Source organism: Acuticoccus yangtzensis (assembly GCF_001927245.1).
GTDB lineage: Bacteria > Pseudomonadota > Alphaproteobacteria > Rhizobiales > Amorphaceae > Acuticoccus > Acuticoccus yangtzensis.
In genome coordinates, this window is the sequence record NZ_MJUX01000005.1 from 1 (window position 1) to 20,983 (window position 20,983).

General features: G+C 66.7%; 21 protein-coding genes. 4 read left to right on the forward strand and 17 right to left on the reverse strand.

All coding sequences use genetic code 11. The annotated features are described in order from the left end of the window. Positions 1–307 precede the first annotated feature (307 nt). Positions 308–2,608, reverse strand: coding sequence for an NADP-dependent malic enzyme (locus BIX52_RS13435; RefSeq protein WP_075221614.1), 2,301 nt, complete (start codon positions 2,606–2,608; stop codon positions 308–310). A 74-nt stretch (positions 2,609–2,682) separates the two neighbouring features. Between BIX52_RS13435 and moaB the strand changes: the two genes are divergently transcribed. Together moaB and BIX52_RS13445 are read left to right on the forward strand one after the other, a co-directional pair. Beyond that, the gene (moaB, locus tag BIX52_RS13440; RefSeq protein WP_075221615.1) at positions 2,683–3,213 is read left to right on the forward strand and encodes a molybdenum cofactor biosynthesis protein B; all 531 of its coding nucleotides are present in this window, start codon (positions 2,683–2,685) and stop codon (positions 3,211–3,213) included. A gap of 81 nt (positions 3,214–3,294) precedes the next feature. Beyond that, positions 3,295–4,404, forward strand: a complete 1,110-nt coding sequence (locus BIX52_RS13445; RefSeq protein ID WP_075221616.1) for a PA0069 family radical SAM protein — start codon at positions 3,295–3,297, stop codon at positions 4,402–4,404. 32 nt (positions 4,405–4,436) lie between these two features. Here BIX52_RS13445 and BIX52_RS13450 read toward each other — a convergent pair whose 3' ends face one another. From BIX52_RS13450 to rplU, 6 genes are all read right to left on the reverse strand, one after another. Beyond that, positions 4,437–5,045: a nicotinate-nucleotide adenylyltransferase gene (locus tag BIX52_RS13450; protein WP_075221617.1), complete on the reverse strand. Its 609-nt coding sequence runs from the start codon at positions 5,043–5,045 to the stop codon at positions 4,437–4,439. Positions 5,046–5,080: 35 nt separating this feature from the next. Further along, positions 5,081–6,355 (reverse strand): glutamate-5-semialdehyde dehydrogenase, encoded by a 1,275-nt coding sequence (locus BIX52_RS13455; RefSeq protein WP_075221618.1) that lies wholly within the window; start codon positions 6,353–6,355, stop codon positions 5,081–5,083. Beyond that, positions 6,352–7,512 carry a glutamate 5-kinase gene (proB, locus tag BIX52_RS13460; protein ID WP_108676573.1) on the reverse strand — a complete coding sequence of 387 codons (1,161 nt, stop codon included), beginning with the start codon at positions 7,510–7,512 and terminating at the stop codon, positions 6,352–6,354. Before proB ends, BIX52_RS13455 begins: the two co-directional genes overlap by 4 nt. Then, positions 7,500–8,528: a GTPase ObgE gene (obgE, locus tag BIX52_RS13465; protein ID WP_075221619.1), complete on the reverse strand. Its 1,029-nt coding sequence runs from the start codon at positions 8,526–8,528 to the stop codon at positions 7,500–7,502. Before obgE ends, proB begins: the two co-directional genes overlap by 13 nt. A 252-nt stretch (positions 8,529–8,780) precedes the next feature. Then, entirely contained in the window at positions 8,781–9,065 is a 285-nt protein-coding gene (gene rpmA / locus BIX52_RS13470; RefSeq protein ID WP_075221620.1) for a 50S ribosomal protein L27, read from the reverse strand. Positions 9,066–9,142: 77 nt separating this feature from the next. Beyond that, complete coding sequence (gene rplU, locus BIX52_RS13475) at positions 9,143–9,460, reverse strand: 50S ribosomal protein L21 (RefSeq protein ID WP_075221621.1); 318 nt, start codon at positions 9,458–9,460, stop codon at positions 9,143–9,145. A 418-nt stretch (positions 9,461–9,878) separates the two neighbouring features. On the opposite strand from rplU, the gene BIX52_RS13480 reads away from it, so the two are divergent. Further along, the gene (locus BIX52_RS13480) at positions 9,879–10,646 is read left to right on the forward strand and encodes an ABC transporter substrate-binding protein (protein ID WP_075221622.1); all 768 of its coding nucleotides are present in this window, start codon (positions 9,879–9,881) and stop codon (positions 10,644–10,646) included. 48 nt (positions 10,647–10,694) lie between these two features. Here the strand turns inward: BIX52_RS13480 and BIX52_RS13485 are convergent, their stop codons facing one another. The 5 genes from BIX52_RS13485 to BIX52_RS13505 all read right to left on the reverse strand — a co-directional run bounded on the left by BIX52_RS13485 (position 10,695) and on the right by BIX52_RS13505 (position 15,401). Then, on the reverse strand, positions 10,695–12,017 hold the full coding sequence (locus tag BIX52_RS13485) for an AmpG family muropeptide MFS transporter (protein ID WP_075221623.1): 1,323 nt from the start codon (positions 12,015–12,017) through the stop codon (positions 10,695–10,697). Between the two features lie 82 nt (positions 12,018–12,099). After that, on the reverse strand, positions 12,100–13,344 hold the full coding sequence (locus BIX52_RS13490) for a molybdopterin-binding protein (RefSeq protein ID WP_075221624.1): 1,245 nt from the start codon (positions 13,342–13,344) through the stop codon (positions 12,100–12,102). Then, on the reverse strand, positions 13,341–13,877 hold the full coding sequence (gene mobB, locus BIX52_RS13495) for a molybdopterin-guanine dinucleotide biosynthesis protein B (RefSeq protein ID WP_075221625.1): 537 nt from the start codon (positions 13,875–13,877) through the stop codon (positions 13,341–13,343). Before mobB ends, BIX52_RS13490 begins: the two co-directional genes overlap by 4 nt. Further along, the gene (mobA, locus tag BIX52_RS13500; RefSeq protein ID WP_075221626.1) at positions 13,874–14,497 is read right to left on the reverse strand and encodes a molybdenum cofactor guanylyltransferase MobA; all 624 of its coding nucleotides are present in this window, start codon (positions 14,495–14,497) and stop codon (positions 13,874–13,876) included. The genes mobB and mobA overlap by 4 nt, the downstream gene beginning before the upstream one ends. A 7-nt stretch (positions 14,498–14,504) precedes the next feature. After that, positions 14,505–15,401, reverse strand: a complete 897-nt coding sequence (locus tag BIX52_RS13505) for a formate dehydrogenase accessory sulfurtransferase FdhD (protein WP_075221627.1) — start codon at positions 15,399–15,401, stop codon at positions 14,505–14,507. A 127-nt stretch (positions 15,402–15,528) separates the two neighbouring features. Between BIX52_RS13505 and BIX52_RS13510 the strand changes: the two genes are divergently transcribed. Continuing rightward, the gene (locus BIX52_RS13510; protein ID WP_075221628.1) at positions 15,529–15,768 is read left to right on the forward strand and encodes a sulfurtransferase TusA family protein; all 240 of its coding nucleotides are present in this window, start codon (positions 15,529–15,531) and stop codon (positions 15,766–15,768) included. 119 nt (positions 15,769–15,887) lie between these two features. Here BIX52_RS13510 and BIX52_RS13515 read toward each other — a convergent pair whose 3' ends face one another. The 5 genes from BIX52_RS13515 to BIX52_RS13535 form a co-directional block, all read right to left on the reverse strand. Next, positions 15,888–16,634 carry a sulfite exporter TauE/SafE family protein gene (locus BIX52_RS13515; RefSeq protein ID WP_075221629.1) on the reverse strand — a complete coding sequence of 249 codons (747 nt, stop codon included), beginning with the start codon at positions 16,632–16,634 and terminating at the stop codon, positions 15,888–15,890. Between the two features lie 206 nt (positions 16,635–16,840). After that, on the reverse strand, positions 16,841–17,962 hold the full coding sequence (locus tag BIX52_RS13520) for a 5-methyltetrahydropteroyltriglutamate--homocysteine S-methyltransferase (protein WP_075221630.1): 1,122 nt from the start codon (positions 17,960–17,962) through the stop codon (positions 16,841–16,843). A gap of 11 nt (positions 17,963–17,973) precedes the next feature. Beyond that, entirely contained in the window at positions 17,974–19,311 is a 1,338-nt protein-coding gene (locus BIX52_RS13525; RefSeq protein WP_075221631.1) for a TRAP transporter large permease, read from the reverse strand. Then, entirely contained in the window at positions 19,311–19,874 is a 564-nt protein-coding gene (locus BIX52_RS13530; protein WP_205647829.1) for a TRAP transporter small permease, read from the reverse strand. The genes BIX52_RS13525 and BIX52_RS13530 overlap by 1 nt, the downstream gene beginning before the upstream one ends. A gap of 12 nt (positions 19,875–19,886) precedes the next feature. Beyond that, positions 19,887–20,927, reverse strand: coding sequence for a TRAP transporter substrate-binding protein (locus BIX52_RS13535; RefSeq protein ID WP_075221632.1), 1,041 nt, complete (start codon positions 20,925–20,927; stop codon positions 19,887–19,889). Positions 20,928–20,983 lie beyond the last annotated feature (56 nt).

A 20,983-nucleotide genomic window follows, 5' to 3' on the forward strand; every position in this document is an offset into this window, starting at 1 on the left:
CAATCACGACCGCCCGCATACCAGCCTGGGCGGCCTCACTCCGAACGAGTTTGCAACCCGGTCCGGGCAGGACCACAACACGAACATAGTCCAGCTATGAGTGGGGACACTTCGGGGGCGACGTCAGTGGCCGAGTTGGTGATGGCGCCGTGCAAATCCGACAAGCCCACGAGACCGCGTCCTTCCTCGAGCGGAGCACGCCGGGTACCGCCGAGGGAGCGGGACATCACACGAGGCGCGTTTGGAGGGGCGGCCCGAGACCGGGCCGCCCCTCCAAAGCTCCTTAGCGTCCAGAGGTATGTTTCGCTCAGGCGCCGCCCTGCGCGGATATACGGCCGCGGCTCTGAGCATCGACGACCGCGATTGCCGTCATATTGAGAACACCTCGCGCAGTCGCGGACTGAGTGACAATGTGCGCCGGCAGCGCTGTTCCCAACAGCATGGGCCCGACATGCAGCGCGCCAGTCACCTCCTTCAGGAGCGTCATGGCGATATGCGCCGCGTCGATATTCGGAAAAACGAGAAGGTTGGCTTCCCCTTGCAGAGCACTGTCCGGCATCGCACGCTGGCGTACCACCTCGTTCAGAGCATCTTCGCCGGTCATTTCGCCGTCGACCATGAGGTCCGGCGCCATCTCGCCGAGACGCGCCAGAGCAGCCCGCATACGTTGCGCCGATTCGGTTTCGCGCGACCCGAAGCGGGAGGCTGCAAGGAGCGCCACCTTGGGGGTGATGCCGAAGGCCGCCACCTGATCGGCTGCTTGAACCGTCATCTCGGCGATTTGTTCGGCCGTCGGCTCTGTGCAGACTTGCGTGTCGAGCAGGAAGAGCGTCGACCGATCTCCCAGAAGTAACGATAGGGCCGCCAGTTCGGTTACCCCTTCGGCGGTTCCGATGACGTCGCGCACGGCCCTCACATGCTGACTGAACGGGCTTTCCACACCGCACAGCATCGCATCTGCCTCGCCCCGCTTGACCGCCAGCGCAGCAATCACCGTCGCGTTGGTGCGAACAACCGTTCGTGCAGCCTCGGGTGTAATGCCGCGTCGGCCCACCAATCCGAAGTAAGTGTCGACATATTCGCGGTAACGAGGATCGTCCTCCGGGTCGATGATCTCGACCGCGTCGGGCACCCGCTTCAGCCCCGCTCGTTTGGCACGATGCTCCACGACACGCCTGCGCCCGATCAAAATCGGTGAGCAAAGCCCCTCTTCCAAAGCGATCTCCGCCGCCCGCAACACCCGTTCGTCTTCGCCTTCCGCATAGACGACCCTGCATTGCGAACCAGCCGCCTTGGAGAAAACGGGCTTCATGATCGATCCGGAGCGGAACACGAACCGGTTCAAGGTGTCGACATAGGCGTCCATATCAGCAATCGGCCGACGCGCGAGACCCGCTTTCTCCGCGGCCTGCGCGACGGCGGGTGCGATTCGCAGGATCAACCGCGGGTCGAACGGGGCCGGAATGAGGTAGTCGGGCCCGAACGTCTTTGCGATGCCGCCGTAGGCATGAGCGACTTCCTCGGTCGGCCGTTCGCGCGCCAGGCTGGCAATCGCTTCCACTGCCGCCTTCTTCATGGACTCGTCGATCCCAGTCGCCCCAACGTCTAGTGCGCCGCGGAACAGGTACGGGAAGCAGAGCACATTGTTGACTTGGTTGGGATAATCGGATCGCCCGGTGCACATCAAGGCGTCTGGCCGAAGCTCGGCAACGATCTCCGGCATGATTTCCGGATTGGGGTTCGCGAGCGCCAGCACCATGGGATTGGGAGCCATGGAAGCGACCATTTCCGGCTTGAGAACCCCCGCAGCCGACAGGCCGAGGAAAATATCGGCGCCCTCGATCGCCTCGCCGAGCGTTCTGAGCGGCGTATCGCGGGCGAACTTGGCCTTCCAGGGATCCATGCTCGTATTGCGGCCGGAGTGAACGACACCGTCGATATCGGTCACGATGATGTTTTCCGGATTCGCGCCGAGGGAAACGAGCAAGTTGAGGCACGACAAGGCCGCTGCCCCCGCCCCCGCGGTGACGATCTTGACGTCTCCCAACGACTTGTTCTGGATCAGTAGCCCGTTTCGGATCGCCGCTGAAACGATGATCGCCGTTCCATGTTGATCGTCGTGGAAGACGGGGATCGCCATCCGCGCTTTCAGCTTCTCCTCGATGGCGAAGCAATCGGGACCCCGAATATCCTCGAGGTTGATGCCGCCGAACGAAGGTTCGAGCGCCGCCACAACATCCACGAACTTGTCGATGTCGGTCTCGTCGACCTCTATATCGATCCCGTCTACATTGGCGAACTTCTTGAAGAGCACCGCTTTGCCCTCCATCACCGGCTTGGATGCCAGCGCGCCGATCGCGCCGAGACCCAACACGGCGGTCCCGTTCGAAATCACCGCAACGACGTTTCCACGCGCGGTGTAGTCGTAGGCCGCTAAAGGATCTTCGGCGATCTTCAGGCACGGCACCGCGACGCCTGGCGAATAGGCCAGCGACAAATCGCGCTGCGTCGAGAGAGGTTTTGTCGCTCTTATCTCCAGCTTTCCAGGGGGATTGAGCTTGTGGTAGGCGAGTGCTGCGTCCTCGCCGGCAGTCGGTTCGTCGGTCATGGGCCCTCCGTCGCCACTGGATTAAGCCCAGCAGGACACGCCAGCAACAACCGAACGCCGCTCCGGGACCATTCATGCCAAAGATCGACGATTCCATCCCCTTTCGGCCCGTCGGCTTCGCGGTCATCATCGTGTCCGACACGAGAGAGCCGTCGACCGACAAGTCGGGCGATCTTCTTGAGAGGCGCATTACCGAGGCGGGGCACCGCCTGGTGTCACGCTTAATCGTTAAAGATGAGCCCGAGGATATTCGCCGTGCTGTCGAAGCGGCCGCGGCCAATCCCGAGATCGCAGCCATCATCACGTCCGGCGGTACGGGATTTACCGGGCGAGACGTGACACCGGAGACCGTCGAGCCCCTTTTCGACAAGCGCATGGATGGGTTTTCCGCCCTCTTCCATCGCCTTTCATACGATGTGATCGGCACGTCGACGATCCAATCGCGCTGTACTGCAGGCCGAATTGGTACGACGTTCGTGTTCGTCCTTCCCGGGTCGCCGGGAGCCTGCCGCGATGCATGGGACAAGATTCTGAAAGACCAGTTCGACATCAGACACCGTCCCTGCAATTTCGTTGAGATCATGCCCAGGCTTGCCGAAACATGACACAGATCGAGCCGCCAGAAAAGAACAAAACGAGATTGACGCGGGGAGGGAACGGCGTATCGTGCTGCGAACAGCGGGAGTGTGTTCGTGTTAGAGGCACTATATGTTCCAAAGAAGGGAGCGGGCGGGACGACGCTTAAGCGTCCATCGCGCGGAGCAACGGTTCAGCCATCCCCTCGGTTCGAGCCGCATCACCGGACAGACGAGCATGATGGATGGTCTGAGACGGATCCCAGGCCTCCTGCCACGCAGGTGACGGACGAGCGTGCCAAGAGCATAATCACGCGCAACGATTCACCCGACATTGGTTTCGATCGGTCTATCAACGCTTATCGCGGTTGTGAGCATGGCTGCGTTTATTGTTTCGCGCGCCCGAGCCATGCCTACTTGGGCCTTTCTCCGGGGCTCGATTTCGAGACGAAGTTATTCGCGAAGCCTGACGCTGCAGCGCTGTTGAGACGGGAGCTTACCGCTCCGACCTATCGTTGCCGCTCCATTGCGATCGGGACCAATACTGATCCGTACCAGCCGATCGAACGCAAACGTCTGATCACGCGTCAGATCCTCGAGGTGTTGCAAGAGACGCGTCATCCGGTGGGAATTGTCACCAAGTCGGATCTTGTGACGCGTGATTTGGACATCTTGTCCGAAATGGCGGCGGACAACTTAGCCAAAGTTGGACTTTCGGTGACGACACTTAATCCGCACCTGGCACGTACGATGGAGCCACGTGCACCGACACCCGAGAAGCGACTGTCGGCGATCGAGCGGCTTGCAACGGCGGGGGTGCCGGTGTCCGCCCTTGTCGCGCCGATCGTTCCGTCGATCAACGACCACGAGATCGAGAGCATCTTGGGTGCAGTCGCCAGTCGCGGAGCGACCCATGTCAACTTCGTACTGTTGCGGTTGCCGCACGAGGTTAAAGATGTGGTCCGCGACTGGCTCGCACGTTACTTCCCCGACAGGGCGCGGCGCGTGATGTCGATCATGCAATCGATGCGGGGTGGCAAGGACTATGACGCCACCTGGGGGTTGCGTCAGCGCGGCGAGGGGCCGTTCGCCACGATGATTGCTGAGCGGTTCGCATTGGCATCCAAACGCCACAATCTGACGATTGGGACGGTGAGGCTCAGAACGGATCTCTTTCGAAGCCCGCGGGGCGTATCACCTCAGCTCGAGCTGTTTGGCTGAGCCGTCCCGCTTCGACTGAAGACCGCTTGGGCTCAGGCCGAAAGGTTTGCGCGAAGGGCTGTAGAACTTAGCGGATTGAGGGGACCATGAAGAAAGCACCATGCAGGAGCGCTCATGTGACCCAATCGCCGTGCGTCGTGTTCCGGGAGACGGGCGGCCCTATAGGTCCGAGCAGCGGGGGAAGACGCAGCAGACAGCGACGCGCCGGGACGATCGACGACCCCCACCGGGAGGCGGTTCATGATGGTGCGCCACTCCTGCCAATGATGAAGAGTGGCAAGATTGTCCGCACCCATCAGCCAGACGAATCGAAGATGAGGTCGGCAAAGTTGAAGATAGGCGATGGTGTCCGCCGAATATCGTGTGCCGGCCGCGGCTTCGAGCGCCGTGACGGCCATACGTGGATGCCGTGCAATGGCCGATACCAACGCAACCCGTTCGTCCAGAGACCTCAGTTCGCGCTTAGACTTCAGCGGGTTGCCGGGCGTGACTATCCACCAGATCCAATCCAGGCCGAGCCGTCGAAGGGCGATGTCGGCAACCAGCCTGTGGCCGTCATGAGGCGGATTGAATGACCCCCCGAAGAGGCCGACCACTTGTCCGGCGCCCGCTTGGGGGATCTGCAAATGCGTCCTGTCCATCGGTTCGGCCGATGCCAGATGGTTGCCGGACAGCGTCACGACCGCGTCTGGCCGGTCCCACGAACGCGGTAGTTGAAGGTCGTCAGCTGCTCCACGCCAACAGGCCCGCGCGCATGCATGCGCCCTGTCGCAATACCGATCTCGGCGCCCATGCCGAATTCACCACCATCGGCAAATTGCGTCGACGCGTTGACCATGACGATCGCCGAATCGACTTCCGACAAAAAGCGCTCTGCTGCGGCGGGGTCGGCGGTGACGATCGCATCGGTATGGTGCGACGAATAGGTCGCGATGTGGTCCAGCGCCGCATCGAGTCCGTCGACGATCGCGACGGAGAGGATGGGGGCAAGGTATTCGGTGGCGAAGTCTTCAGGGGTCGCCTCCCCCATCGGGACGATGGCGCGCGCGCTGGAGCTGCCGCGAAGTTCGCACCCATGAGCAGTCAGCGCCGCGGCGATGACAGGAAGGTGGGTCTCGGCGCACCGTTTATCGACGAGCAGAGTTTCCACGGCACCGCAGATTCCAGGGCGGCGCATTTTGGCGTTCAAGACGATGTCGCGGGCCATGTCGACATCAGCGGTCGGATCGACATAAATGTGGCAGATGCCCTCAAGGTGCGCGAAGACCGGAACGCGCGCCTCGGCCTGTACCCGCTCCACGAGCGAACGGCCACCCCGCGGAACGATGACGTCAAGTCCACCGTTCGCGCCGGCCAACATTGCGCCGACGGCAGCCCGGTCCGGTGTGGGAACAAGCTGAACCGCGTCGACGGGGAGACCCTCGGCCGCAAGACCACTGCGCAATGCTTCGACGATGGCGTGGGCACTGCGCAGCGTCTCGGATCCGGAGCGAAGGATGACGGCATTGCCCGCCATCAGGCACAATGCTGCCGCGTCGGCGGTGACGTTGGGTCGGCTCTCGTAGATCACGCCGATGACACCAAGGGGCGTGGCGACACGCTCTATGGCGAGCCCGTTGGGTCGGTCCCAGGCGGCCAAGACGCGGCCGACCGGGTCGTCGAGCGCGGCAACCGCCAATATGGCGGCGGCGATCGCCGCGAGCCGCTCGGGCGTCAACAGGGCGCGGTCACGAAAGGCGCTCTCCGCCGCCATGGCCGCCAAGTCTTCGGCATTGGCGGCGAGGATGGCCTCGCTTCGGCTGCGGACGAAGGCGGCCATCGTGTTGAGGGCCGCGCGCTTGGTCGGTGTGGAGGCCAGAGCCATGAGGCGCTGTGCGGCGCGGGCATTGCGCCCCATTTCCGCGATCAGGTCGGCGGTGTCGGTGTCACGCGCAAGAGAGAGGACGGTCACAGGGCCTCCGGTGGCGTTGCATCCAACGCCATATCATCTCGATGTACCATGGTTCGGCGCATCCGGGGGCCGACCCGTTCCGCAACCGCTTCGGTCTTCTGGCCGGCGATCAGCCGGGCGTCGGCGGCGTCATATGCGATCAGGCCGCGCCCGAATTCGCGCCCATCTGGCGCGAGGAGCCGGACTGCATCGCCCCGCGCGAAGTCGCCTTCGACCGCGGTGACGCCGGCGGGGAGCAGGCTGCGCCCGCGCCGCACCGCCGCTACGGCGCCCTCGTCCAACCAGAGTGCGCCTGTCGCGTGGAGCGAGCCGGCAATCCAGATTTTGCGCGCGGTCTGCGGGTCGGACCGCGGCCAGAACCATGTGGCCCGCCCCCCTTCGTCCACAGCACGCAGAGGATGCTCGATATGTCCGGACGCAATCGCCATCGTCACCCCCGCCTCGGTGGCGATGCGGGCGGCGTCGATTTTGGTCTTCATGCCGCCGCGCGACAAGGCGGATCCAGCGTCACCGGCCATCGCCCATATGTCCTCGGTCAAATGCGGGACTTCGGGAATGAAGGTCGCGGCCGGGTCGAGCGATGGAGGCGCCGTATAGAGCCCGTCGACGTCGGACAGGAGAACGAGGCAGTCGGCGGAAATCATGGACGCGACGCGGGCGGCGAGCCGGTCGTTGTCGCCGTAGCGGATCTCGCTGGTGGCGATCGTGTCGTTCTCGTTTATCACCGGCACCACGCCCGCCCGCAGGAGCTCGTGGATCGTGTTGCGGGCGTTGAGATAGGCGCGGCGCTCTTCGGTGTCGCGCAAGGTGAGGAGAACCTGCGCCGCGCGCACACCCTCCGCGCCCAGTGCGGCGGACCATTCGGCCGCCAACGCGATCTGCCCGACCGCCGCCGCCGCCTGGCTTTCCTCCAGACGCAGCGGGCGAAGGCCATATCCGATCGGCCCGCGGCCCAGAGCAATGGCCCCGGACGACACGATGACGACCTCGGATGCCTTGTGAAGCGCGGCGATATCCTGGGCGACGGTGGCGAGCCACGGCGCGCGCACGCCGTCCGGCCCGACGATCAATGCCGATCCGAGCTTGATGACGATGCGCCGGGCAGATGTGAGCCGGCCCGTGCCGACGGCAAGATCCGTCATGTTCAGGGTCGCCATTGGGGAGCCTCTTCGGGCGCATCGTCCTCTTGGCGCGCGGCCACGACGACGCGGGAAAGAGCGCGCAGCATCTCGGTCATCCCCTGTCCGGACGCGGCGGAGATCAGCATCACCTCGCCGCCGGACGCCTCTTTCAGGGCGGCCAGCTTGTCGTCGGCATCGGTGATCGCATCAGCCTTCGACAAGGCGACGACGCGCGGCTTGTCGGCGAGACCCTCACCATACAGGGCAAGTTCGCGGTCGACCGTGAGGAAATCGGCCGCCACGTCCTCGGACGTCCCGTCGACCAGGTGGAGGAGGACGGCACACCGTTCGATGTGGCCGAGGAACCGATCACCGATCCCGATCCCCTCGCTGGCGCCCTCGATGAGCCCCGGAATATCGGCGACGACCAGCCGCCGGCTGTCGATGGTGGCGATCCCGAGGTGAGGATGGAGCGTGGTGAACGGGTAGTCGGCCACCTTGGGCTTGGCGGCCGACACCGCCGAAAGGAAGGTCGACTTGCCAGCATTGGGGAGGCCGACCAGCCCGGCGTCGGCGATCAGCTTCAGCCGCAGCCAGATCGCGATTTCCTCGCCCTGAAGGCCGGGATTCGCGTGGCGCGGGGCCTGATTGGTGGACGACTTGAACCGCTGATTGCCGAACCCGCCGTTGCCGCCCTTGAGAAGGCGCACGCGCTGTCCGGCCGCGGTCAGGTCCGCGAGCTCGCGCGACTTGTCCTCGTTGAGGATGACGGTGCCGACCGGGACCCGCAGGACCGCGTCGGCCCCGTTCGCGCCGGTCTTGTTGCGACCCGCGCCGCCCTCGCCGGCAGCGGCGCGGAAGTGCTGCTGATAACGAAAGTCGATCAGGGTGTTGAGGCCCTCGACGGCCTCGACCCAGACGTCGCCGCCGCGGCCGCCGTCGCCGCCGTCGGGTCCGCCATGCTCGACAAACTTTTCGCGCCGGAAGGACACGGCACCGTTTCCGCCATGTCCGGAGCGAATGTAAACTTTTGCTTGATCGAGAAACTTCATGCCCGTCGACCCGAGTTGCGCGCGAACGGCTGTTCGCTCAGCCGGCGCCCATGAAAAAGGCGGGGCCCGCCACCCGCGACCGATCCGGCACGAATAAGCGGCCCGGCGCACACGAAACGCCGGCCGCTGTGGCCGTAGCAAGAGGCACCCGCCGACGCATGTGCGCCGATGGCGGCCCTGAAGATGGAGCGGTCGAGCCCTAAAGGCTCAGCCGCCGCTCCACCCGATGCGTAATGTGAAACGTCGACGCGATTATTCGGCCGCAGCCGGGACGGGGCCGGTGGATCGCTCGGCCGCCACGGTGACGAACGTGCGCCCGAGGCGCTTGCGGAACGCGACGTAACCTTCGGTCAGGGCGAACAGGGTGTGATCCTTGCCCATGCCCACGTTCTCGCCAGCATGCCAGCGGGTGCCGCGCTGACGCACGATGATGTTGCCGGGCTGAACGGCTTCACCGCCGAACTTCTTGAACCCGAGGCGTCGACCGGCTGTGTCGCGCCCGTTGCGCGAGGAGCCGCCAGCCTTCTTATGAGCCATGTCGATCTCTTGTAACTTTGCGGGGCCGATGCCCCAGGACAATGACCGGCGCTTCACAGCGCCGCGTACGAATAGGATCAGGCGGTCGCCTGGATGTCGGTGATGCGAACGAGCGTCTGCTGCTGGCGGTGACCGTTGCGGCGACGCGAGTTCTGACGACGGCGCTTCTTGAAGATGATGATCTTCCGGTTGCGCGTCTGGTCGACGATCTCGGCCTTCACGGACGCACCCGCCACGGACGGCGCGCCGACGGAGAGCTGATCGCCATCTCCGACCATGAGGACATCATCGAAGGAGATCGAATCACCAGCCGAACCAACGACGGTCTCGACCTTCAACTCGTCCCCGGGCGACACTTTATACTGCTTGCCGCCGGTCTTGATTACCGCGAACATTATTCCCTCTCGTTCGACCCGCGCCACGCGCAATGACCCGCGTTGCGCCACGTCGTCAAACGGTTCGCTGCGCATGCGGGAACAGGACTTAGGAGGCGTGCATTTACGGTGTCGAGGCGCCGCCGTCAAGCATCACGTGCCCCCGGAACCAAGCCGCAGGGCCGAAGCGTGCGATTTTATGCACGTTCGGGTCGGTCAGCATCGGCGTGACATCGCCGTAATCGCGCCGCAGCCCGAATCATAGAGCAGCGAATCGCGCAATGCGAATCGCCTTCGCGCCGAACGCCCCGTTCTTCCCGCATGTTGTCACGCCGCTTGCATCACTCCAACCAACCGCCATCATGCAGCGCGAGCGACGCCACCACGATGTCGCGCCACCGCTGCCGCGTCCGTCGCGGACACGATAAGGAGAGGATGCATGAAACGGATTTTGATCGCGCTGACGGCGCTAGCCGTTGCCGGTCCGGCCCTCGCGCAGGAGCCGCTGACCCTGAAGATCGGGACCGAGGGCGCCTACCCCCCGTTCAACTACTATGATTCCGACCGCAACCTGATCGGCTTCGACGTCGACATCGCCAAGGCGCTCTGCGAGGAGATGGGCGCCGAGTGCAGCTTCGTCGCCCAGGACTGGGACGGCATCATCCCGGGCCTGATCGCCGGAAAATACGACGCCATCATCGCCTCGATGTCGATCACGCCGGAACGCGACGAGGTCGTGGACTTCACCAACAAGTACTATAATACCCCGCCCGCGATCGCCGTCCCCAAAGACAGCGACCTCAGCGAAGCCACGCCCGAGGCCCTCTCCGACATCATCATGGGCGCGCAGGGCTCCACCACCCACGCCAACTATGCGGCGCAATATTTCCCGGACACGGAACTGCGCCGTTACGGCACCCCGGAGGAATATAAGCTCGACCTCGCGTCCGGCCGCATCGACGCCGCCATCGACGACGTCGTCGTCCTGTCGGACTGGCTGAAGACGGAGGATGGCGCCTGCTGCAAGATCCTGACGACGCTGGCCCCGGATCCTGAGATCAACGGCCCCGGCGCGGGTATCGCCGTGCGCGAGGGTGAGGCGGAGCTGATCGAGAAGTTCAACGCCGCAATCACCGCGATCCGCGAGGACGGCACCTACGCCGAGATCCAAGCGAAATATTTCGACTTCGACGTCTACGGCGACTGACGCGCCCCGCCCGCCGGTTCAAGCCGGCGGGCCATCGTCGGTCGCGGCTCAGGCCGGCGGGCCCTCCTGCGCCGCTGCTTTGGGCGGCGCGTAGAGGCGGGACAGGAACCAGAGCAGCACCAGCGCCGGGATCGCAAGAAGCGCCGTCGCGGCGAAGAATCCGGGCCAGCCGAGACCTTCCGCCAGCCAGCCCGACGAGGCGGCCAGCATCGTCCGCCCGAACGCCATCAGCGACGTCAAAAGCGCATATTGGGTGGCGGTGAAGGCGACGTTGCACAGCGAGGATAGGTAGGCGACGAAGGCCGCGGAGCCGAGCCCGCCGGTGAAATTGTCCGCCCCGACCGCGATCGCAAGCGCGGTCATGTCGTGGCCGCGCACGGCGAGCCAGGCGAAGGTGAGGTTGGTGACGGCCTGCAATATGCCGCCGATCGCCAGCGCCGGCAGGATGCCGATGCGCGCGACGAGCGTTCCGCCCGCAAACACCCCGACCATGGTCATGACGACGCCGAACACCTTGGTGACGCTGGCGATTTCGACCCCGGAAAAGCCGAGATCGACGTAGAAGGGGTTGGCCATCGCCCCCGCCACCGAGTCGCCGTACTTGTAGAGGAGCACGAAGGCGAGGATGAGCACCCAGCCGCGCCGGGTGGCGAAATCCTTGAGCGGGTCCAGCGTGGCGTGGCGCAGGAAGGCGAGCGGCTCGGCCGGCGGCGGCGGGCGGCGGCTGACGGGTTCGCGCGCCAAAAACGTGCCCAGGATGCCGATGCCGACCAGCGCCGCCATCACCGCATAGACACCGTCCCAGGCGATGAAGTCGGCCAGCGCCAGCGCGCCCGCGCCGGACGCCAGCATGCCGACGCGGTAGCCCGCCTGGGTCATCGCCGCGCCCGCCCCCTGCTCGTGATCGTCCAGGATCTCGATGCGGTAGGCGTCGACCACGATGTCCTGCGTGGCCGACATGAAGGCCATGATGAGGGCGGCCAGCGCCAGGAAGCCCAGATCGCCCGGCGGCTCGGCCTGGCCAACGAGGATGATGGCGCCGATGAGCCCGATCTGCACCAGGAGCAGCCAGCCGCGCCTGAGGCCGAGCCAGCGCGTCAACACCGGCAGGTGCACATGGTCGAGCAGCGGCGCCCAGAGGAATTTGAGGCTGTAGGGCGTCGCTACGGTGAGAAGCCCGCCGATGGCCGCGAGGCTGACATCCGCCTCGCGCAGCCAGAAGGACAGCGTGGAGAAGCCGAGGAGCAGCGGCAGCCCGCTGGAAAAGCCCATGAGGAAGATGACGAGCTGCCGCCGCGTCGCGTAGACGCCGAGGGCATTTCGCCAGCCGCCCCCGGTGGCGGGGGCCGTCGATGTGGTGTGCTCGCTCATCGGACCATCGTTGAACCGGCGCGGGCCGGGGCGAAAGGTGGCGCGGCGCCCCATCCACCGCCCGCACGCCCGGCCGGGCCGCTCAGGGCGCGAAGGCGGTGTAGGGGATGTAGCGGACCGGCGTTCCGGGGGTGACGTCGATCGCGGCGTCGGGGAGCTCGACGAGGCCGTCCGCCCAGGCAAGGCCGCTGATGAGGCCGGACCCTTCGGAGCGGAACACCTCGGCGGCGCCGTCCGCCGTCAGCCGTGCGCGCAGATATTCCCGCCGCCCGCGCTTCTTGCGCTTGGTGAAGGCGGCGGGAACCGTCACCCCCGCCGGTAAGCGCCAGGAGCCGCCGGCGAGACGGCGGAAGGCGGGCGCGGCGAAAACGAGTGTGCAGACGAAGGCCGCCACCGGATTTCCAGGAAGGCCGAACACCGGCACGCCGTTCCACATCGCCAGCGCCAAGGGCCGCCCCGGCTTCACCGCGACGCGCCAGGTGGCGAGCGCTCCTTCCGCGGACAGGAGCGCCGACACGTGGTCCTCGTCACCCGCTGAGGCACCGCCGGAGGTCAGGATCACGTCCGCCATCGCCGCCCCGTCGTTCAGCGCATCGCGGACCCAATCCGGATCATCCGGCACGTGGCCGAGGTCGACGGGCGTGAACCCCCACGCCGCCGCCTGGCCGAGCAGCATGGGACGGTTGGCGTCGTAGACCTGATGCGGCGCGGCTTCGCTGCCGGGGGCGCGGATCTCGTCCCCGGTCGACAGCACGCCGACGCGCAGCCGCTCGCGCACGGTGACGGTGCCGTGGCCGCAGGCGGCGAGGAGGGCGAGGTCCTGCGGGCGGAGGCGATGGCCAGCTGCAAGCACCGCCTCGCCCGCCTTCACGTCCTCCCCGGCAAGGCGCGTGTTGGCGCCCTTTCTGGGAAGCGCGGCGAGGGTCAGCCGGTCACCGTCCACCGTGGCGTCCTCCTGCATTGCAACCGTGTCGGCGCCCTCCGGCACCACGGCGCCGGTGAGGATGCGCACGGCGGCGCCCGGCGGAACCGCCCCGGCGAAGGGCGCCCCGGCGGCGGCGCGTCCGGCAAGGAGCGTCATCTCGGGCGCGGCGGCGGCTCCAGCAAAGGCGTAACCGTCGACGGCGGAATTCGGCGCGGCGGGATTGGACCGCAGCGCCGCAACGTCCTCGGCGAGATAGTGCCCGGCCGCCTCGGCCAGCGGGACGGTGCGCACGCCGACGACCGGCTTCAGGCGCGCTTCCAGCCGTCCCAGCACCTCGTCCACCGGCGACCAGTCGACGCCGGACGGGAGGGCGAAGCAGTCGAAGGGGAGGCGCTCGCTCATGCCCTCCCCTCGGCCTTCGTAGTGGCGGTCGCGGTCGCCGCCAGCCCGGTCTCGGCCAGGATGAAATCGGCGATGGCGGCGATGTCGTTCACGTCGAGCACGGGACGGCCCGCGTCCGGCTGGGCGGTGTCGCTGGCGATGGCGCGCACGGCGGGGTCGGTGGCGGCGAGGAGCGGCCCCGCGGTGTCCGCCCGGCGCACCTCGATCTTGGGGTGGGTGCCGCGCTTGAACCCTTCGGCGATGACGATATCCACCGGCGCCATCTGCCCGAGCAGCGTCTCCAGCGCGGGCTCGGCCTCGTCCCGCAGCTCGTGCATGATGGCGTAGCGGGTGGCGGAGGCGAGCACCACCTCGCGCGCGCCGGCCTGGCGGTGGCGCCAGGAATCGGTCCCCTGCTGGTCGACGTCGACCATGTGATGGGCGCGCTTCACCGTCGACACGCTGAAGCCGCGCCCGGCGATCTCGGCCACCAGGCGCTCCACCAGGGTCGTCTTGCCGGCGTTCTTCCAGCCGACCACGCCGTAGAGCTTCACGCCGTCACCTCGCCGCGCGCGATCATCGCCTCCGCCGCCGCAAAATCATCCGGCGTGTTGAGGTTGAAGAAGGGGTCGCCGTCGAACGCGGTTTCGGCAGCGCCGTGGGCGTCGGTCCAGGCGACGATCTTGCGTGTGCCGTCCTGCAGCGCCGCACGCAGGTCCGCCGCCAGCGCCGTCGACCAGAGGCCGAAAGTGGGATGGCGCCGCCCGTCCGCCGTGGTGGCGGCGAGGACGATGGGGGCGCCCGTCGCCTCGGCGGTGGAGCAGAGCCGGGCCACGAGGTCGGCCGGGAAGAAGGGCGTGTCCCCCGCGACGGTGACGACGTGGTCGACGCCCTCGCCCGCCGCCCACTCCATCGCGGTGAGGATGCCGGCGAGCGGGCCGGGGCGCCCGTCCACGCTGTCGGCGAGCCATGCCGCGTCGACCGGCAGCGCGGCGGGCTCCGTGTTAGCGTTGACCGCCATGCGGCTCACCTGCGGGGCGAGGCGCGTCACCACATGGTCGATCACCGGCCGTCCGCCCAGCGAAAGGCGCCATTTGTCGCCGCCCCCCATCCGGCGCGACAGGCCGCCCGCCAGCACCACACCCGGAACGGCGACGGGACGTTCGATCGGCATAGCCACCTCAGTCACGCGATCCCTTTCGGCGCGAACGCGGGTCCTCGGCGGCGACGGCGGCGGGGTCCGCATCGCGCACCAGCCGCTCCTCGCCCGACACGCACATGAAACGCTCCCCGCGCATCCGCCCGATCAGCGTCAGCCCCACGTCACGCGCGATCTCGACCCCCCATGCGGTGAAGCCGGAGCGCGAGGCGAGCACGGGAATGCCCATCAGCGCGGTCTTGATCACCATCTCGGAGGTCAGCCGGCCGGTCGTATAGAGGATCTTGTCGGCCGCGTCCGTCCCCGTCGCCACCATGTAGCCAGCTACCTTGTCAACCGCGTTGTGACGGCCGACGTCCTCCATGTAGACGAGCGGCCGGTCCTCGCGGCACAGCACCGTGCCGTGGATCGCGCCCGCCTCCAAATAGAGGCTCGGCATGGTGTTGATCGTCCGCGCCAGGGCGTAGAGCCAGGAGGTGCGCACCGGCGTCGCGGGAAGGGTCAGCCCCTCCAGCCCCTCCATCATGTCGCCGAACACTGTGCCGACCGCGCAGCCGGACGTGCGCGTCTTCTTCGCCAGCTTCTCCTCGAAATCGGTCGGCTGGTCGGTGCGCACGACGATGGTTTCGAGCTCGTCGTCATAGTCGATCGCGGTGACGTTCTCGCCCGGCCGCAGCATGCCCTGGTTCTTCAGGAAGCCGAGTGCCAGATAGTCGGGGAAATCGCCGATCGTCATGGTGGTGACGATCTCGCGGCTGTTGAGGAAGATCGTGAGCGGCCGCTCTTCGACGATGCGGATGTCGCGCGCCGCCCCCGTCTGGTCGGTGCCGGTGATGGTGCGTGTCAGGCGCGCACTCTCTGGGTCCGGCGCGATGATGAGGCCGCTTTCCGCCAGAAGGGCATCCTCCTCGAATCCCATCACGCCGTCCTTTCCGTTCCTGTTATGAGAACCAAGTGCCACATGACGCGTGACATGGCGTCCCCCCTCTTGCTGATACATGCGGGGGATGGCCGCAAGCGGGGCGCAGGCGCAAGGAGAGCCATTGATGGGCGAACCGGTGAATTTCGACGTCGATTGCGACACGCGCGGTCTCAAATGTCCGCTGCCCGTGATGAAGGCGCGCAAGCGGATGAAGCCGTTGCCGCCGGGCACCATCCTGCGCCTCGTCGCCGACGATCCGCTGGCGGCGATCGACGTGCCGAACTTCTGCCGCGAGGACGGGCACGGCCTCATCAGCAGCGACGACAAGGGCGGTGTGCTCACCTTCTATATCGCGAAGGGCTGAGGGCGGGCGCGGAGGATGAGCCGGTCGAGCGCCGGCCGCCGCTCTGAGACCGAACGGAGCGAGCACCAGCGGCGAAGAAGAAGGACGAAACGCGCGCGGCCCGATCAGCGCCGGGTCGATCAAAAGGCGCCTTTCACCAGGAGCGCGATGCCGGCGGCCATCAGGACGAGAAGGATGGCGCGGCGGAAGGTCGCCTCCGGCAGGCGGTGGCGCACGTTGGATCCGAAGCGCACCCCCGCGACCGACAGCACCACCCCGGCGAGGGAGATGAGCGCGGCATGGGTGGTCATCAGGCCGATGCGGGTGAGCGCCGTCGCCATCGCCGCGCTGGAGAGGGTGAAGGAGAGGTTCATCACCTGGATCAGCATGGCCGGTGTCAGGCCGAGCGCCATGACGAAGGGGGCGAGCGGCATCACCTGGCTCCCCGTCAGCCCGTTGACGACGCCGGTGCTGAGGCCGACCAGAGGGGCCAGCGGGCTTTCCCAATGAGGTGCCAGCCGCCAGTCCGGCCTGCGGAAGGCGAAGAGGCACCAGGCGATGAGGGCAAGGCCCAGCGCTGCCCCCGCCGTCGCCCCGTTCACCGCGCTGAGCAGTGTCGCCCCCATGAAGACGCCGATGGGCGCGGCGAGAAGCATTGGCCAGAAGCGGCGCACCGTGGCGCCGATGGGCCCGGTGGTGACGAGGAGCGTGACGTTGGAGGCGACGGAGGGTGCGAGCACCAGGGGGAGCGCGGCCTTGATGCCGATGACGAGCGTCAGCATCGGGATGCACGACGTGGCGTAGCCGAGGCCGGTCGCGCCCTTGATGATGCCCGACACAAGGAAGGCGAGGCCGATGAAGGCGAGCGTCGGCGCGTCGGTGATCACGAAGGGCGGCCTTTCGGCGAAAGCTGAGGGCCGCCCGGCCGCGGGGACGCCGCGCTGAGGCGGCGCCGGGCGGACGGGTCCGGTCCGGGAAGGTGGTGCCCCGCATCGTCGGCGGCGGGGCTCCCCCATCAGTTCGCTAACGGGCCAGCGAATCAAGCCCGTGGGGGCGGTTCGTCCCCTGCCCTGTCAGGCTCGGCCCCGGCGCCTCAGGCGTCGACGCCGCCCCACACCGCCTCGGCGGTCTTCACCACAAGCTCCAGTTTGCGGCGCTGGTCGTCGGCGGTGATGGTGTTGCCTTCCTCGGTGGAGGAGAAGCCGCACTGGGGCGCGATGCCGAGCTGGCCGATGTCGCAGAACTGGCTCGCCTTCTCGAACTGCGCCTTCAGCGCGTCGAGGTCTTCCAGCGCGCCGGTCTTGGTGGTGATGAAGCCCGGCATGACGCGCTGGTTGCCCTTCGGAAGAAGCTTCAGCGGCTCCAGCCCGCCCGCGCGGTCGGTGTCGTATTCCATGAAGAAGATGTCGACGCCGGTCTTGTTGAAGATCGCATCTGCCGCAGGGTCGTATCCGCCGGAGGCCACGTGCGTCGACTTGAAGTTGCCGCGGCACATGTGCATGCCGATGACCAGATCGTCCGGCCGGTCCTTGATCGCCTCGTGCATCATCCACGCATATTTGTCGATCAGCATGTCCGGGTCCTGGCCCATGTCGGCGCGGACCTGACGCTGCTTCGGATCGCACAGGTAGGCGAAGAAGATATCGTCGATCTGCAGGTAGCGGCAGCCGGCCGCGTAGAAACCGGCGACGGCCTTCTTGTAGGTCTCGGCGATCGCGGCGCAGAAGGCGTCCACGTCCTTGTATTCGGCGACGTGGATATCCTCGGGGTTCGTGCGGAAGTGCACGCAGGATGGGCCGGGGATGGAGATCTTCGGCGTCACCTTCGTGTTCGCGGCGACGAACTTGAAGTGTTCCAGGTGCGGGTGATCCTCCGGGAAGTCCAGCGGGGCGACGATCGTCGGGCGGATCGCCTTGGTCTGCACCCCGGCGAACTGGATGCCCTCGGACGAGGACACCATGTCGAGCCCGGTCAGTTCGCCCATGAAATCGAAGTGCCAGAAGGAGCGGCGGCACTCCCCGTCCGTCACCGCCATCAGCCCCACATCTTCCTGCAGCGTGATGAGGTCTTTGATGGCGGTGTCTTCGGCCGCACGCAGCGCGGCCTGCGCCTCGGCATCGGCGGGATGTTCGGCGACGCGCTTACGGGCGGCCTGGACGGCGGGCGGGCGGAGCAGGCTGCCGACATGATCGGCGCGGTAAGGAGGCGTGGGCATGGGTGCTCTCGCTAGTTGGACAGAAGGCGCGGAAGGAACAGGGTGATTGCCGGGAAGGCCACCAGAAGGGCCACGCGCACGATCTCGGACGCGAAGAAGGGCATCACCCCGGCGAAGGTCTGGCGCATCGGCACATCCTTCGCGATCTGGTTGATGATGAAGACGTTGAGCCCCACCGGCGGCGTGATCAGCCCCAGTTCCACGACGATGAGGATGACGATGCCGAACCAGATCTTGGTGTCGGCCGGCGACAGGCCGAAGTCGAGCCCCGCCACCACGGGCCAGAAGAAGGGGATGGCGAGGATGACCATGGAGAGCGAATCCATGAGGCACCCGAAGATCAGAAAGGCGATGATGATGAGGGCCAGGATCTCGTAGGCGCCGAGGCCGGAGTTCATCATCCACTCGGCCGCGGCCTGCGGCACCCCGGCCCGCGCCATGAAGATCTTCAGAAGCTCCGCGCCGAAGAGGATGAGGTAGATCATGCCCGTGGTGCGCGCGGTCTCGAGCAGCGCGTCGACGAAGGCGGCGCGGGTGAGACCGGCCCAGACGACGCCGTAGAGGCCGACGAGTACGACGCCGATCGCCGCCGCCGGGGTGGGATTGTAGATGCCGGCATAGATGCCGCCGATGACGATGCCGAAGATCACCACCACAGGGACGACGCCGAGGGTGGCGGACACCATCTCGGCCCGCTCCACCGGGCCGCCGGACGGCCCGGAACCGGGGAAGAGGCGCACATAGACCGCCACCGCGCCCATGAAGAAGAGGAGCGCCATCAGACCCGGAATGAGCGCGGCGGCGAACATGGTGACGATGTTCGCCTCGACGATGATGGCGTAGACGATGAGGACCACGGACGGCGGAATGAGGATGCCGAGCGTGCCGCCCGCCGCCACCGTGCCCGTCGCGAGCGGGTTGGAGAAGCGGTAGCGTTTCAGCTCGGGCAGCGCGACCTGGCCCATGGTGGACGCGGTCGCGGTGGACGAACCGCACAAGGCGCCGAACCCCGCGCAGCCGACGAGGGCGGCCATCGCCACCCCGCCGCGCATCCGCCCCAGCCAGGCGTTGGCGGCACGGAACAGCGCACGGGACAGCCCGGTGCGCGAGGCGAGCCCGCCCATGAGGATGAACATCGGCAGGACGGAGAGGTCGTAGTTGGAGAACTGCGCGTAGCCGAGGTCTTTGAGCTGGTTGAAGATGATACGGAGGCCGAGCTCCGTCTTGGGCATGGCGAGCACGGTGCCGGTGAGGCCGACGGCGATCATCGCATAGGCGATCGGCACCCTGATCGCGATGAGGGCGAAGAGCGCGCCGAGCCCCGCGAAACCGAGGACGAGATTGTCCATCACCGCCCCTCCTCGGCGAACCAGGACGCTCGCCCGGCGACGGCGCGCAGGCTGTCGGCGAAGGTCATGATCGCGGCGGCGAGAAGCAGCGCGAGCGAGACGAGGATCGGCGGGAAGGCGGTCCACAGCGGCAGCTTCAGCACCGGGGTGACTTCGACATAGTCCATATAGTCGGCCATGCCGAGGCTCATCTGGCGCACGAGGAGCGCCGAGAAGGCGACGGCGAAGAGCGCGGCGAAGGCGGCCATCAGCGCCTTGGTGCGCGGGCCCGCGGCCTCGGTGAAGATGTCCACCGTCACGTTGGCGCCGAAGAGCTGGCAGTAGGGCAAGAACATGAAGATGACGACGGCGACGAGGTGCTTGATGAGCTCATGATCGGCCGCGAAGGGCGCGGCGAACAGAAGGTTGGAGACCGCGCTGGCGGCCGTCATCACTGCGAGCCCGGTGGCGATCAGCCCGCCCAGGATCGCCCAAAGACGGACCAGAACGGCGACGATATGGGCCGCCGTGGCGGCCCCGCCGGCCGGGCGATGCGCGCCCGGTCCTGCATGGTTGTTCGGCAATCCCGTCTCCCCTCAGGAGCCGCCGGAGTGCTTGGCGATCGCAGCGCGCGCCTTCTCCACCAGCGCCGCCCCGTCGAACTCGGGATGGTCGGCGATCCACTGGTCCACAACCGGCGCCATGGCGGCGTTGAAAGCGTCCATCTCCTCGCGCGTCAGGACGATGTGCTCGTTACCCTGCTCGACGGCGATGCCGATGGCCCGCTTGTCTGAGTTCACCCAAACGTCGGCCACCTCGTTCAGCCATTCCGGCCCGGTGTTCTCCTCGATGATCGCCTTCAGATCGTCGGGCAGCGAATTCCAGCGGTCCTCGTTCATCGACACCTGGAAGACGGTGGTGCCGAAGCGCTCCATGTCCGGCCCCTCGATCTGGTACTGGGTCACCTCCTGAAGCTGCAGCGGCAGGATGATCTCGAACGGGATCAGCGCCCCGTCGACAGCGCCGGTGGACAGCGACTGCGGCAGGTCCGGCACCGGCATGTTGACCGGCGTCGCCCCCAGCGCCTCCACCACCGTGGTGCCGGTGGGGCCGGGAACGCGCAGCTTCATGCCCGCGGTGTCGGCAGGCGAGCGGGCGAGCTTGTCACGCGTCTGCAGCGCCTGGCCGGAATGGACGTGGTTCCAGAGGACGTGCATGCCCTCGTAGTCGGCGGAAAGGTCCTCGGCGAACATGTCGCGCATCGCAAGGTTCGTGGCGGCGACGTCGTTGGTGAAGACGGTGGGAAGCTCGAACACCTCCGAGCGCGGGAAGAGGCCCGGCGTATAGCCGTTGACGGTCCAGATGATGTCGACCACGCCGTCACGCACCTGGCGGATGAGCTGGGGCGGTGTGCCGCCGAGCGACATCGCCGGGTAGATGTCGATCTTGATGCGCCCTTCCGAGGCCTTTTCGATGCGTTCGGCCCAGGGCACCAGCATCTGCGAATGGGCCGGAGCCTTGGGGCCGAGGAGGTGATGCAGCGTGAGCGTCACCTCCTGCGCGGCCGCCTGTCCCGTCGCCGCCCCTGCCATCACCATGCCGGCGAGCGCCGCGATCAAAGCCTTGTTTCTCATCATTCTTCCTCCCGCTCTTGTTGTTGTGTCGTCCGGTATTGTGCCGTGAATGGCCGCAT

Coding starts and splice junctions, on each gene's coding strand:
- obgE (WP_075221619.1), bottom strand. CDS start 8,528: ATGAAGTTTCTCGATCAAGCAAAAGTTTACATTCGCTCCGGACATGGC.
- BIX52_RS13480 (WP_075221622.1), top strand. CDS start 9,879: ATGAAACGGATTTTGATCGCGCTGACGGCGCTAGCCGTTGCCGGTCCG.
- BIX52_RS13525 (WP_075221631.1), bottom strand. CDS start 19,311: ATGGACAATCTCGTCCTCGGTTTCGCGGGGCTCGGCGCGCTCTTCGCC.
- proB (WP_108676573.1), bottom strand. CDS start 7,512: ATGGCGACCCTGAACATGACGGATCTTGCCGTCGGCACGGGCCGGCTC.
- moaB (WP_075221615.1), top strand. CDS start 2,683: ATGCCAAAGATCGACGATTCCATCCCCTTTCGGCCCGTCGGCTTCGCG.
- rplU (WP_075221621.1), bottom strand. CDS start 9,460: ATGTTCGCGGTAATCAAGACCGGCGGCAAGCAGTATAAAGTGTCGCCC.
- BIX52_RS13435 (WP_075221614.1), bottom strand. CDS start 2,608: ATGACCGACGAACCGACTGCCGGCGAGGACGCAGCACTCGCCTACCAC.
- mobA (WP_075221626.1), bottom strand. CDS start 14,497: ATGCCGATCGAACGTCCCGTCGCCGTTCCGGGTGTGGTGCTGGCGGGC.
- BIX52_RS13485 (WP_075221623.1), bottom strand. CDS start 12,017: ATGAGCGAGCACACCACATCGACGGCCCCCGCCACCGGGGGCGGCTGG.
- rpmA (WP_075221620.1), bottom strand. CDS start 9,065: ATGGCTCATAAGAAGGCTGGCGGCTCCTCGCGCAACGGGCGCGACACA.
- BIX52_RS13490 (WP_075221624.1), bottom strand. CDS start 13,344: ATGAGCGAGCGCCTCCCCTTCGACTGCTTCGCCCTCCCGTCCGGCGTC.
- BIX52_RS13505 (WP_075221627.1), bottom strand. CDS start 15,401: ATGGGATTCGAGGAGGATGCCCTTCTGGCGGAAAGCGGCCTCATCATC.
- BIX52_RS13535 (WP_075221632.1), bottom strand. CDS start 20,927: ATGATGAGAAACAAGGCTTTGATCGCGGCGCTCGCCGGCATGGTGATG.
- BIX52_RS13510 (WP_075221628.1), top strand. CDS start 15,529: ATGGGCGAACCGGTGAATTTCGACGTCGATTGCGACACGCGCGGTCTC.
- BIX52_RS13450 (WP_075221617.1), bottom strand. CDS start 5,045: ATGGACAGGACGCATTTGCAGATCCCCCAAGCGGGCGCCGGACAAGTG.
- BIX52_RS13520 (WP_075221630.1), bottom strand. CDS start 17,962: ATGCCCACGCCTCCTTACCGCGCCGATCATGTCGGCAGCCTGCTCCGC.